Annotated in this window: 12 protein-coding genes; 5 read left to right on the top strand and 7 right to left on the bottom strand. The window is 70.2% G+C overall.

All coding sequences use genetic code 11. The features are described 5' to 3' along the window. Window positions 1-136 precede the first annotated feature (136 nt). Genes ACZ53N_RS31015 through ACZ53N_RS31025 form a run of 3 tightly spaced genes read left to right on the top strand, consistent with a single transcriptional unit; the run spans window position 137 to window position 2,546 of the window. Window positions 137-931, top strand: coding sequence for a ParA family protein (locus ACZ53N_RS31015; protein WP_469144138.1), 795 nt, complete (start codon window positions 137-139; stop codon window positions 929-931). Next, window positions 928-1,278 (top strand): hypothetical protein, encoded by a 351-nt coding sequence (locus ACZ53N_RS31020; protein ID WP_469144139.1) that lies wholly within the window; start codon window positions 928-930, stop codon window positions 1,276-1,278. The genes ACZ53N_RS31015 and ACZ53N_RS31020 overlap by 4 nt, the downstream gene beginning before the upstream one ends. Further along, the gene (locus ACZ53N_RS31025; protein WP_469144140.1) at window positions 1,275-2,546 is read left to right on the top strand and encodes a hypothetical protein; all 1,272 of its coding nucleotides are present in this window, start codon (window positions 1,275-1,277) and stop codon (window positions 2,544-2,546) included. The genes ACZ53N_RS31020 and ACZ53N_RS31025 overlap by 4 nt, the downstream gene beginning before the upstream one ends. Before the next feature lie 24 nt (window positions 2,547-2,570). Here ACZ53N_RS31025 and ACZ53N_RS31030 read toward each other — a convergent pair whose 3' ends face one another. From ACZ53N_RS31030 to ACZ53N_RS31055, 6 genes are all read right to left on the bottom strand, one after another. Next, on the bottom strand, window positions 2,571-2,831 hold the full coding sequence (locus tag ACZ53N_RS31030; RefSeq protein ID WP_469144141.1) for a hypothetical protein: 261 nt from the start codon (window positions 2,829-2,831) through the stop codon (window positions 2,571-2,573). Window positions 2,832-2,878: 47 nt separating this feature from the next. Continuing rightward, entirely contained in the window at window positions 2,879-3,052 is a 174-nt protein-coding gene (locus tag ACZ53N_RS31035; protein ID WP_469144142.1) for a hypothetical protein, read from the bottom strand. A gap of 255 nt (window positions 3,053-3,307) precedes the next feature. Beyond that, window positions 3,308-3,613 carry a hypothetical protein gene (locus ACZ53N_RS31040; protein ID WP_469144143.1) on the bottom strand — a complete coding sequence of 102 codons (306 nt, stop codon included), beginning with the start codon at window positions 3,611-3,613 and terminating at the stop codon, window positions 3,308-3,310. 10 nt (window positions 3,614-3,623) lie between these two features. Then, a complete protein-coding gene (locus ACZ53N_RS31045) occupies window positions 3,624-4,637 on the bottom strand; it encodes a recombinase family protein (RefSeq protein ID WP_469144144.1) in 1,014 nt (337 codons plus the stop codon). Window positions 4,638-4,853: 216 nt separating this feature from the next. Then, window positions 4,854-5,678 carry an ABC transporter permease gene (locus ACZ53N_RS31050; RefSeq protein WP_469144145.1) on the bottom strand — a complete coding sequence of 275 codons (825 nt, stop codon included), beginning with the start codon at window positions 5,676-5,678 and terminating at the stop codon, window positions 4,854-4,856. After that, window positions 5,675-6,595 carry an ATP-binding cassette domain-containing protein gene (locus ACZ53N_RS31055; RefSeq protein WP_469144146.1) on the bottom strand — a complete coding sequence of 307 codons (921 nt, stop codon included), beginning with the start codon at window positions 6,593-6,595 and terminating at the stop codon, window positions 5,675-5,677. Before ACZ53N_RS31055 ends, ACZ53N_RS31050 begins: the two co-directional genes overlap by 4 nt. Before the next feature lie 212 nt (window positions 6,596-6,807). On the opposite strand from ACZ53N_RS31055, the gene ACZ53N_RS31060 reads away from it, so the two are divergent. Then, window positions 6,808-7,983: a sensor histidine kinase gene (locus ACZ53N_RS31060; protein WP_469144147.1), complete on the top strand. Its 1,176-nt coding sequence runs from the start codon at window positions 6,808-6,810 to the stop codon at window positions 7,981-7,983. Further along, window positions 7,980-8,642 carry a response regulator gene (locus ACZ53N_RS31065; RefSeq protein ID WP_469144148.1) on the top strand — a complete coding sequence of 221 codons (663 nt, stop codon included), beginning with the start codon at window positions 7,980-7,982 and terminating at the stop codon, window positions 8,640-8,642. Before ACZ53N_RS31060 ends, ACZ53N_RS31065 begins: the two co-directional genes overlap by 4 nt. 122 nt (window positions 8,643-8,764) lie before the next feature. On the opposite strand, the gene ACZ53N_RS31070 is transcribed toward ACZ53N_RS31065, so the two are convergent. Beyond that, on the bottom strand, window positions 8,765-11,896 hold the full coding sequence (locus tag ACZ53N_RS31070; protein ID WP_469144149.1) for a Tn3 family transposase: 3,132 nt from the start codon (window positions 11,894-11,896) through the stop codon (window positions 8,765-8,767). Window positions 11,897-12,030 lie beyond the last annotated feature (134 nt).

Raw genomic sequence — 12,030 nt, forward strand, 5'->3', positions numbered from 1 at the left:
GTGGTGGCCCGCCGTCCGCGCCGGTCAGCACCGGGGTTCGGGTGACGTGGCGCGCACCGGTGGGAGGTGACGGCATGACGGTCTGACGGCGTGACGGTTTGCCGTCATGCCGTTGACATCAATAGGGTCCGGGGCCATGGCAATGACGAGAACCGCGATGCTGAACCAGAAGGGTGGCGTGGCGAAGACGACCACGACGCTGCATCTGGGCGGCACGCTGGCGGCCGCCGGCCGCAAGACTCTGCTGATCGACCTGGACCCGCAGGGCAACCTGACGAGCGCGCTGAAGGTCCCGCGCCTGAGCAAGAAGAACGGCGACCTGACGCTGACCCGGGCCATGCTCGACGGCTGCACGCGCGCCGAGGCCCGGAGCCTGGTGCGCCAGCACTCCGAGAACCTGTTCATCATCCCGAGTTCGCTGGACCAGTTCACCCTCGCGCGTCACCTGCACTCGGCGCGGTCGAAGGAGGAGCGGCTGGCGTGGGTGCTGGAGCACCTGGAGGAGGACGGATTCGACCACGCCCTTGCCGACTGTCGCCCGGCGCTGGACGTCGACACCGACAACATCCTGACCTGGTCGCGCGACGTCCTCATCCCGGTGGACGTTGATGAATTCTCCGTTGAGGCGATGGAGCTGCTGCTCGGCCAGATCCAGACGCTGGTCGAGGAGACACGCATGCCGCACCCGACCTACCGCGGCATCGTCATCAACCGCATCGACCGCCCCCTGAGCGGATTCCTGACGAAGGTCTACAACTCCCTGCACGCCCTCCCGTTGCCCGTGGTCGGCGAGATCCCGCTGCGTACGGTCATCGCTCAGGCGAAGAACGTTGGGCAGCACATCCAGCAGTACGACGCGAAGAGCGACGTGGCCGGGATGTTCCGCAACATGGCAGTGAAGGCCGGCTATCTGGAGGGGGCAGCAGCATGACGAGGCATGATCACCAGGTGGACACCGGCGGCGTCAACGCCCTGCTGGAGGGCCTGTCGAGCCGTTTCGACGGAGAAGGTGCAGGCCGCAGCAAGGATGACGGCAAGCCGTCGAGCCGTCATGACGGCAAGCCGTCACATGAGACGGTCAGCCGGAGCAAGTTCACTGCCCTGCTGAGCGAGCCGGACGCGCTGGCGTTCGACGAGCTGGCGATGGTGCTTCGGCGCCGGACAGGCCGCCGCGTGGACAAGGCGGAGATACTGCGCGCGATGATCGCGGCCGCGCTGGATGATCCGGCGGTGCTCGAACCTCTGGTGCGCAAGCTGCGGCGGGGTAGCGAGGCATGACGGAGCCGCGCGTGCTGACGGCGCTGGCGCGGGCGGTGGCGGGCGTTCGCCTGGACGAGGACGTCTCGGCCGCGCGGTCCCGTCAGGTCGAGTGGGTGGCCGGCGAGCTGGCCCTGGTCCTGGAGCACCAGGAGCACCCGCTCGCCGCCACCGCGCCGGTGGCGAAGGTGTTCGAGGCCGGGTCGGTCGACGCCTACCTGGAGCTGGCCGCGCGCGGCGAGCTGCGGCGGCGCGAGGTCCCCGCGCCCGAGCGCACGTCGGACAAGAGCCGCCAGGCCCGCATCGAGGCCCTGGGCATCCTGGCGGCCGCGCTCGGCGTCCACGCCGAGCTGCCCCGTCTGCCGGACAACCCGCCGGCGAAGGCGCCGGTGGCCCGGCGCCCGCGGTCGATCCTGCGGTCTTCGCTGCTGGAGCGCGCCGACGTCCGGGGCGGTGGGGTGGAGCGGGTCCGGCTGCTGGCGATGATCGGCGTGGTCCTGGACGCGGGCCCCCGTTCCGGTGAGCTGTGCCGCCAGGGCGTGGAGGACCTGGCGCCGGATCTGTCGGAGACGCGGCTGCGGCGCCGGCCGCAGGGCACCCCCGTCGACGCGCCGGACACGATCGAGCTGCTGGGGCTGTCGCGGTCGACGCAGGCCGCCGTCGCCCGGTGGCTGCGCGAGCGCGCCGCCCTGGTCGCCGCCGCCCAGGGGTCGGCTGACGCTCTGTGGGTCTCCACCCGGGGCAACCACGCGGGCGAGCCCGGCACCCGGGGCGCCGCCGTGACCCGTCCCTCGGGGATGCCGCTGCAGCCGCGCGGCCTGTCCCGCGCCTACACCCGGGCCGTCGTCGTCCTCAACGACGAGATGGCGGGCGAGCCGGGCTGGTCACCGCTGCCGGTACGCATGGAGCAGCTGCGGCGCGGCAGCGACCCCAAGCCCCGGCGCGGCCCCGTCGCCCCCGACGCCGAGCGCGCCGCCCGTCTGCTCGCCGCCGTCACCCGGGCCGCGGCCGCCCTGGCCGAGCACGTCCCGGCCGCCGCGGCCGACCGCCCGGAGGGCGAGGCCGGGTTGGACCTGGAGAGCACCGACGCGCTGGCCGCCCGCGTGGAGGTGCGGCGGGCCCAGCTCGCGGCGTGGTCCGAGGGCATCGAGCACCGGGTCCAGCTCGCCGCGCTCGCCGGGGCCGGGCTGGCCGAGGACCACCAGCTGGCCGCTGCGGGGTGGCACCCGGCGCTCCTGGCCGCCGTCGACCGGGCCGCCGGAAGTGGCCGCGCGCCAGCTCAACCGTAGGTTGACGGCGGGAGGTGCGGGGGGTCAGGCTGTGGCGTCGCGCAGGTAGGACAGGGTCTGGCGCACGGCGTCGCACGTGGCCTCGTCGTCGCTGGTCCGCTCCAGTTCCTCCAAGAGGCCCGCGACGGCTTCCAGCACGACGACCGGCACCCGGACGCTCTGCACTGCCGCGAGGGCGGCCCGCGCCCTCGCGGCCGGGGAGGTGGCCGTCGTCTCGTCGGCGGGGATCAGGGTGTGCACGCCACGGCCCAGGCCGCGGTCTCGGTCACGCGTCGGTGTAGTCACCGGCACAGTCTCCTGGTGTCCGCGGCCCGGTGCCGCATCAGGGCGGGTCACCGGCTGACGATGACGTCCACGGCCGTCACCACGACCGTCACCCCGGCCAGGGCGAGCGTCAGGGGCGCTACCAGCGCTGGCCACCGGTGCGCGAGGTAGGCGAGGGCGCCGGCCGCCAGGAGGACGACGAGGACCAGGAGCATCAGCACGAGCAGGAGCAGGGTCGACACGGGTGTTCCGTTCGGTCGGGCATGCCGGGTTGGCATGCGGTCGGCGGAGCATGGAGTGCTCGCGTCCCTTGTGTCGCGGGGTGCGAGACGGCGGCACTCTGGAGCGCCCAGCGGTTAGCTGCGCAACCCGCCCGCCGACCACTCGACCGGGACAGTGCCCGTGCCGACAGACACCTGCTGTCGTCAATCTCGGCCTTGGGGACCAGCGGTACAGCCATTAACGCTAAGCAGTTGATCTTGGTCTGGAGCGGTGAGCTACGAGGGCGGCGACGTGTCGTTGACGAGCCGCAGGGTGGAGCGTGGTGGGGCGAACTCGCCGAGTTCCATTGCCGCCTCACGCCAGTTGGCGGCCAGCTGGAGCAGGCGCTCGCTGTCGTGGCGGAAGCTGGGCGGCGGGGTGTTCGCGGTCGGCCACAGGATGGTGGCGGCGAATCGGATCGCGTGCATGGCGGCGGTGGCGTGCGGGTCGACGCCCCCGCCCTCCAGGCGGCGCAGCATGTCGAGCCGGGTGGCGGCGCCGAGGAGTTCGTTGAAGACCTTCTCGTACTCCTGTGCGCGCACGGTCGCGAGGTCATCCACGGCGGCCTGCGGCGTTCGGGTGGGGCTGGGCCTGGAGTCGCTCGCGGAGCTCGATCTCGTCCGGGGTGAGTGGGTCCTCGGGTCGGCGGATGCGTACGGGCTTGGGCTTGACCGGCAGGTCGTCGTCCGTGGCGGCCTGCTCGGCTTCGGCGAAGGCCCGGTAGAGCGAGGCGACCGACGGGGACTTGCCCGCGTTCTTGCCGGTCTTGATGGTCAGCTTCTTGGCGATCTCGGGGACGGGGACGCCCTTGTCCTTGAGCGCGATGGCGAAGGTGAGCATGTCGTCGTCGATGACCTTCGGCCGTCCGCCGTGATTGCCCTTGGCCGCGGCGACGACCTGGCCTTCGAGGGTCTTCTCCCGGATGTAGTTGCGCTCGATCTGCCCGGCCACGGCGAGGACGGCGAAGAACATGGCGCCCATGCCGTTGGGGTCGTAGATGCCGGTGAGCGGGCCGGTGAGGAGTTCGAGCTGGATGCCGCCGGCCTGGAGCTCGGCGGACAGCGTCATGAGCTCGGCTGCGTTGCGGGCGAGGCGCTTGAGTTCGTGGACGGTGAAGATGACTGGCGTCTCGGGCGCGGCCTCCTTGAACTGACGGGTCAGTGCGAGCGCCTTCTCCAGTTCGGGCCGCACCTTGACGCGGGTGCTGATCTGCTCCTGGAAGATCTTGTGACACTCCGCCCGGCGCAGGGCTTCGAGCTGGCTCGCCAGCTCCTGGCGGGCGGTCGATGTCCTGGCGTACCCGATCCGTACCGGCCGCTCCGTGCGGGGCGCCGGGACCACCGCAAGCGTGGGGCCCTGCTTCCAGGCCCGCCCGGGGAGCCGGTCGGCGGGGACGGGGATCTCCAGTTCCTCGCGGAGCGCGGGGACGAGGGCGAAGCGGGGGGTGTGGTACTTCGCGGCGGTCTTCCCGCCACGGGTACGGCAGGCGCTGCCGGCGGGCGCGTCACAGTTCGGGCAGTCGTGGCGTTCCACCGCCAATGCGGCCTGATCAGGCGTGAGATCCATGGCAGCAGTCTCTCAGAAGTGCCTCGCACAACACGCCGGTTTCGAGAGGACTTCTGAGAACGGCGACCTGCGGAAACGTGATCACTTCCGGGGCTCTCGCAGATCTCTCACAGATGTTCATTTATGAGAGGCCGTCATCAGCGCTGCGACGAGCTACCGGGCCTCGCCCCCGGAGCCGTGCCTCCCGGGCGCGATGTGCGCGCCTTGAAGGCGCGCTCACACGTCGCGGCGCCTCACGACGAGTACGGCGAGTGCGATCGCGATCAGGGGCCAGAGCGCGTACACGATCCACGAGCCGGAGACAGTGGCGGTGTAGCCCAGGGATCCGGGATCCGGCTCCCAGGTTTGGACCAGGCGATTCCAGGCGGCCGATACCAGTGCGTGTTTGATGTCCGCCGACCAGCGGTTGCTCTCCGAGAACATGGTGGGCAGCATCAGCAGGGTGAAGACGCTGGTGACCATGGTCCCGGCGGCATGCCGGAGCAGAACGCCAAGGCCCAGACCGACCAGGGCACAGACCGGAGCCAGCAACGCGGATGCCACCAGCGCCCGGAACACCCCGGGGTGGGTGATCGGAACACCGGCATGGTGCCCGTCCAGGATGGCCTGGGAGACCAGGAAGGAACCGGTGGAGGCGACCGTGCCGACCGTGGTCCACAGCGCGGCGGTGACGGCCGCCTTGGCCAGCACCACCGAGCCGCGGGCCGGGACGGCCACGGTCGTGGTGCGGATCAGCCCGCTGCTGTACTCGCTCACGACTGTCAAGGCGCCCATGCTGCTGGCGACGAGCATCAGCGTCCAGTAGCCGGCCGCCGGGTAGGCATCGAAGGGCAGGAAATCAGCGGGGCCGGAGCCTGCGACCTTGTCCGCCAGCGTGGCCACGACTGCGGACCCGACGACGAACAGGACGGTGAGTCCGATCGTCCACGGGGTGGAGCGCAGGGACCGCATCTTGATCCACTCGGAGGCGAGCAGGTCGCGGAAGCGGGCGGGTGGTCCGGTGACCGGGGTGGTCGGGAGGACGGAGGCGAGTGTGGTCATCGGGGCTGTCCTGCCTGGTATTCGACGCTGTCGGCGGTGAGTTCCATGAAGGCCGCCTCCAGTGAGGCGGTGTGGGTGGTCAGCTCGTCCACGCGGATCCGGTTCTCGAAGGCGAGCGCTCCGATTCGGTCCGCCGGGAGCCCGGTCACGGCGAGTTTCTCGGCGCCCGCCGAGCCTTCCGGCTCGACCGTGGCGCCGGCCGCGGTCAGCACGGCTGCCAGCTCGGCGGCTTGTGGTGTCCCGACCACGACGCTGCGACGGGTGCCGCGGGCCGCGAAGTCCCGTACCGACTCGGCGGCGATGAGGCGGCCCCGGCCGATGACGACCAGCTGGTCGGCGGTGTTCTCCATTTCCGACATCAGGTGGCTGGAGAGGAAGACCGTGCGCCCCTCGGCGGCCAGGCGCCGGAAGAGTCGGCGTACCCAGAGCACGCCCTCCGGGTCCATGCCGTTGATCGGCTCGTCGAACATGAGCACGGGCGGGTCGCCGAGCAGGGCGGTGGCGATCCCCAGCCGCTGTTTCATGCCGAGGGAGAATCCGCCGATGCGGCGGTTCGCCGCCTCGGCCAGCCCCACTTCCTGGAGCACCTCGTCCACCCGGCGCCGCGGGATGCCGTTGCTGCGGGCCAGGGCGGACAGGTGGGCGGCGGCGCTGCGTCCGCCGTGGACCTGTCCGGCGTCGAGGAGGGCGCCGACGTGCCGCAGTCCGCGCGGGTGGTTGTGGAAGGGGACGCCGCTGACGGTGGCGGCGCCGGTGGTGGGAGCGTCCAGGCCGAGGATCATCCGCAGGGTGGTGGACTTGCCGGCTCCGTTGGGGCCGAGGAATCCGGTGACCTGGCCGGGCCGCACGGTGAAGGACAGATGGTCGACGGCCGTCTTGCTGCCGTAACGCTTGGTGAGTTCGTTGACTTCGATCACGGCACCCACATTGCCGAGAGGACCCCCGTCCGGACATGGGGCCGTGGGCGGCAATCGTGCGGCCGCATTGGCCCGTGGGCGTACGTCCCCGGGCTAATGTCGCGCGGGCGGTGTGCCGGTTAGTCTCGCGGCGTGGACCTCATAACGATCACCCCGTTGCCTGTGCGTGTCGCGCACTGCGGCCTTGCTCCCGAGATGGGGGCACGCCGCCGATGACGAGAACCAAGCCGGTGGCCTGGGCGGGGGGCGCCCTCTACCTCCTCATGGTGGGTCTGCTGGTGGGGGGCGCCCCCCGGGCATCGGGCACGGTCCACGGTGTCGGGTCGCTGCTGGCCGTGAGCCTGCTCGTCGGCGTGGTGCGACGGAGGCCGCTGCCGGCTCTGGCCATGGCACTCTTCGGATCCACCGCCGTGGTGGTGGGCACTCCAAGCTCCGTCCATGCGGAGATGTCGGTGGGTTATCAGGGTCAGTTCCTGTCGTTTCTGGCGGTGGATCTCGTCCTGGGCTTCATCGTCGCCACCTGCACGCGGCGAGCCTCGCTCGCCGCCGTGGCCGTGTCTTTCGCCGTGCAGCTCCTGGCCATCGGCGTCTTCGCGCACGGGGACAACCTGACCGTCAACGTCGTGATCGCCCTTTTGGCGATCTCCGCATCCTGTACGGTCGGTCTGCTCAGTCGCGAGCGCCGCGAGCACGCGGTGGCGCTGCGTTCGCAGGAGGTGGCCAAGGCCGTGACCGCCGAAAGGCTGCGGATCGCACGGGAGCTGCACGACATGGTCGCGCACAGTATCGGCATCATCGCCATCCAGGCCGGTGTGGGCAGCCGGGTCATCCAGACCCAGCCCGCGGAGGCCCGCGAGGCCCTGCGCGCCATCGAGGCCACCAGCAGGGAGACCCTGTCGGGTCTTCGCCGCACGCTGGTGTCGCTCCGGCAGGCCGACCTGGGCGCGACCGTATCGGAGCAGTCACCGCTCGCACCTTCGCCGGGGCTGGCGGACGTCGAACAGCTGGCGGCAGCGACTGCGGATGCGGGGGTACGCGTCGACGTGCGCCGCAGCGGGGAGCAGCGTCCTTTGCCTGTCGACATCGATCTGTCCGCCTATCGGATCGTGCAGGAGGCGCTGACCAACGTCGTCCGTCACGCGGGCACCGGGCGTTGCCGGGTGGCCATCGACTACAGGGCGGAGGAGCTGTCCTTGGAGGTCGTCGACGACGGGCGCGGCGCCACCGGGGACAGCTCGGCCCGCGGCTTCGGCATCATCGGGATGCGGGAGCGGGTCGCCCTGTTGGGCGGTGACCTCAGCGCCGGGCCGCGGACCGAGGGCGGCTTCCGGGTGGCGGCCAGGCTGCCACTGGCCGCACGCGTCGGAGTTCCGGTGGAGGCCCGATGACCGTCCGGGTGGTGCTCGCCGACGACCAGCCGCTGGTGCGGTCCGGCCTGCGGGTACTCATCGCCGATCACCCCGACCTGGAGGTCGTCGGTGAGGCCTGCACCGGTGCTGAGGCGGTCCAGCTGGTCAAAGATGTCAGCCCCGACGTCGTGGTGATGGACATCCGGATGCCCGGCATGGACGGGATCGAGGCCACCCGCCTGATCATGGCTGGCCCGGTGACGACCCGTGTTCTCGTCCTGACCACCTTCGACGAGGACGATTACGTCTACGGTGCGCTCCGGGCCGGCGCGAGCGGCTTCATGGTCAAGGACATGGCGCTGGACGACATCCTCGCGGCGGTCCGCGTGGTCGCTGCCGGCGACGCACTGATCGCGCCGGGCGTGACGCGCCGTCTGATCGCCGACTTCGTCGGGCGCCCCGAGGTCGTCCCGGAGCGCCCCCCACGGCCAATCGAGGGCATCACTGAACGGGAACGGGAAGTGTTGACCCTGGTCGGACGCGGCAGGTCGAACACCGAGATCGCGGAAGACCTCTTCATCACTGTGGCCACCGCCAAGTCGCACGTGTCACGGCTGCTCACCAAACTGGGCGCCCGGGACCGGGTCCAGCTCGTGATCACCGCCTATGAGATGGGGCTCGTCACGCTGCCTCGCTGATGGCGTTCCTGGACCCATGGGAAGGCAGAAATGTCCTGTCGCTCCCGTCTCGTGTACGAGCCGCCGGTACCACCACGCCACCCACTGCGGCTGTCAACCGGACTGGCCGGTCCCGGGCTGGCTCAGTCCTCTCCGTCGTCGTCATCGTCGAGGTTGACGGCGTCCGGGTCGCGCAGGGGCCGCAGCCCGTCAACCGGCTGGGAGGCGGTGAAGCTGTAACGGCCGAGCACATTGAGGTTCCTGTGCTTCAGCGGGGACAGTCGGGCCACGTCCTCATCGCGGATCTCGTGGCCCTCGGCGCGGAGCTGGGCAACGGCGGCATCGATGTACCGGGTGGTCCAGAGCACCACGGCGTTCAAGACCAGGCCGAGCGATCCGAGCTGGTCTTCCATGCCGTCCCGGTACGCCTGGTGGATGGTGCCCTTCTTGCCGTGGCAGATGTCGCGGGCGAGCTTGTGCCGGGACTCCTGGACGGTGAGCTGCTTGTGCATCTGCCGCCGGTACGTGTCATCGACCGGGTCGACGACGGCGAGCAGGTGCAGGGTTTTCGCGATGCGTCCGTACTCGGCGAACGCGGCGCCGAGCGGGGTGGGGTGGCCCTCGCGGCCGAACATCCGCAGCAGGTCGTAGGCGCGTACCTGGTTGGTGACCAGGGAACCTGCCACCCGCAGCATGTCCGGCCAGTGGGTGATCACCTTCTTCACGTTCACCTTGTTCCGGGCGATCGCCTCCAGCGCCCCGTACCCGCCGGCGGTCTCGGCTCCGGGCATCTGGGCCTTCCAGAACCGCTGGTCGGCCAAGTCCTTAAACCGGGGGGAGAAGCGGTAGCCGAGTATCTTGAAGATGCCGAAGACCATGTCGGAGTAGGAGGCGTTGTCGGTGGCGACCATCTCCGGCTTCACCCCGCCGTCCAGGTTCAGCAGCGCGTCCAGGATGAACAGGGAGTCGCGCGGGGTGCCGGGCACCACCATCTGCCCGATGCCGATCACCTGGTCATTGATCGCGTTCAGCCACGTGATCCCGGTCTTCTTCGCGAAGTACTTCGGCGAGGGCGCGGCGTTGATGGTGCGGACAGGAACGACGAAACGCAGGCCGTCGACAGAGGCGAGCAGTCCGTTGCCCCAGAACTTGACGATCGGCACCTGTGCCTGGGCGGTGATCAGGGCGGCGTTCGCCGCGGCGATGGTGTCGGCGCGCAGGTAGTACTGGTCGACGTGGACGAGGCGGGCGCGGGTGAGTGCCTCGTAGTTCGGGTTGATGACCGGGGTCATGCCGATGTTGCACGCCTCGCTCACGAGCAGGGCGACGACCGAGGTAGTCAGGTCCCTCATGCGGGTCTTGCCGTCGCCCAGGTGCACGAAAGCGTCCAGGAACCCGGTCCAGGCATGTACCTCGAAGAGCAGGTCTGGCAGGTCGATCTTCGGGAGCATCTTCTCGACGCGCTCGCGCAGCCACTTCAGCGACTTCGGCTCGCCGAGCGCGTGGAGCTTCTCCACGTTCAGCTTCACGCGGCCGTTCGGCTGGGTCTCGATGCTGATCTTCGCGTCCGGCCCTGCTTCCTCCAGCCGCTCGGCCATCTGCTTCCACGTCGCGTCCAGCACCACGATCAGGTCCCGAAGGTGTCCTTCGGCGTCCTCGTCCAGGCTCAGGCCCGCCAGTACGTCCTCGCGGACCGCCTCCCAGCCCTTGCCCTGGAGCAGGCGGGCGCGCGGGTCGGACCAGCGATGCGAGGGGGAGGCGAAGATGTCGCGGCGTTTGAGCGCACGGAACAGCTGCTCCAGCACGCACACCACGTACGCGTCACGGTCCACCGCTCCCTGCGGCAGCTCGGCGTTCGCGTACACCGCCTTGCGCCAGTGCGCCGGCACCAGCTTGTCGTCGACCTCACGCGGCAGCAGCGGCTTCTCGCCCACCTTCCGCCGCGACAGGGCTGGGAGCCGTTGCACCCCGGTGAGGACGCGCCTGCCGCCGGGCGCCGCGTCCAGCGCCTTCGACTCGCCCAGCAGGGACAGGAACGGCTTGACGGTGTTGTAGCGCAGCGCCAGCGCCCCGCGCAGCGCGGCCTCCGCGGTGTCGTCGTCCTCCGGGACGAGGCTCACCACCACCGTCGCCGCGCTCGACAGCGCGGCCCGGGGTGCGACTTCCTCCAGGGCCCGCCACAGCGCGGCCACATCCACGTCGCAGCCGGTCTGCTCGATGAGCTCCAGTTCCCCGATGAACACCGTCGCCGCCCTGGCCACGAGCCGGGATGCCTTCTCCAACTGGGGCAGGGTGGAGAGCCGCTGCTTGTCGGTGGACCGCTTCGCGGTGCTGATCAGCCTCGTGGCCATCAGGATCTCGAACAGGTCCAGGGCGTCGTCGATCGCCTTGGCCTCCAGGTGGCGCATCACCGCGGTGAGCATCGCCGTGCGCTTGGGCTCCGGGGTCCTCTCCAGCTTCGGCGCCTTAGTGCCCAGTCCGTACCGGGCCAGCGAGGACAGCCGGTTCGGCGGGATCTGCTCCAGTTTCAGGCGGCCCAGCTTGAAGGTGGCGATGTCCTCGACCCGCTGCAACGCGGCCTTCATCGCGGTGCCGGTGGTCCGCGTCGGGGGCTGGCGCATCCGCTCCAGCTCCGAGTACCGCTTGCCCTCCGGCGTCTTCAGCGTGGCCACCAGGTCCCCTGGCAGCGCCGGATCCGCCCGCCTGGCGGCCCTCGCGACCGTGGTGTGCAAGCGCTTGTCCGCGACGGTGCGGACCTCGGCCACCTGCCGGGCCAGCACGCTCACCCCCGGCAGCAGCACCCGGTGCCGGCGCAGCCAGCCCACCGCATGGTCGAACAACGCCTTCGGACCCTCCGCATGCGCCGTCCATGCCCGACCGTGAAGGAGCGCCCGGAACTTCCGACCCTGGGCATGGTCCTCGTACTGGTGGTAGCCGTACGCGTCACGGATCTCCCAGGCGTGCTCGTACGCCGTCGGCCTGCGCTCGGTATACCGCTTGATACAGGAGACATCCCCGATCTCCAGCTGCTCGGCAAGGTGCTCCACCACCGACCACGGCACGTCGAGGGGATCCTCCAGGAACAGCCCGATATAGCGGACCGTGCACATCTGGAGGGCGAAGCCGAGGCGATTGTGGTCACCGCGCCGCTTCGCAATCAGCTTCAGGTCCTCGTCATCGAGGAAGAAGAACCGCTCCAGCTCGGGCCTCGTCGGCTCCTCGGCGAACTTCCCGTACGCCTCGGCCTGCTCATCAGTCAAGAACTCCACCGGCATGCGCGGACCGTAGCCGGGCCCCGCCAGTGATCGACGATCTTCGATCGAACCCGCATACCGGACTGATCATCTGTGCTAGAGGCAAAAGATCAAGTGCTTAGCGTTAATGGCTGTACCGGTGGTCCCCGAGGCCG

The organism is Streptomyces sp. NPDC033229 (genome assembly GCF_055576875.1).

Bases quoted from the DNA above. Each gene is read 5' to 3' on its own strand.
- ACZ53N_RS31015 (WP_469144138.1), top strand. From the start codon at position 137: ATGGCAATGACGAGAACCGCGATGCTGAACCAGAAGGGTGGCGTGGCG.
- ACZ53N_RS31020 (WP_469144139.1), top strand. From the start codon at position 928: ATGACGAGGCATGATCACCAGGTGGACACCGGCGGCGTCAACGCCCTG.
- ACZ53N_RS31025 (WP_469144140.1), top strand. From the start codon at position 1,275: ATGACGGAGCCGCGCGTGCTGACGGCGCTGGCGCGGGCGGTGGCGGGC.
- ACZ53N_RS31045 (WP_469144144.1), bottom strand. From the start codon at position 4,637: ATGGATCTCACGCCTGATCAGGCCGCATTGGCGGTGGAACGCCACGAC.
- ACZ53N_RS31050 (WP_469144145.1), bottom strand. From the start codon at position 5,678: ATGACCACACTCGCCTCCGTCCTCCCGACCACCCCGGTCACCGGACCA.
- ACZ53N_RS31060 (WP_469144147.1), top strand. From the start codon at position 6,808: ATGACGAGAACCAAGCCGGTGGCCTGGGCGGGGGGCGCCCTCTACCTC.
- ACZ53N_RS31065 (WP_469144148.1), top strand. From the start codon at position 7,980: ATGACCGTCCGGGTGGTGCTCGCCGACGACCAGCCGCTGGTGCGGTCC.
- ACZ53N_RS31070 (WP_469144149.1), bottom strand. From the start codon at position 11,896: ATGCCGGTGGAGTTCTTGACTGATGAGCAGGCCGAGGCGTACGGGAAG.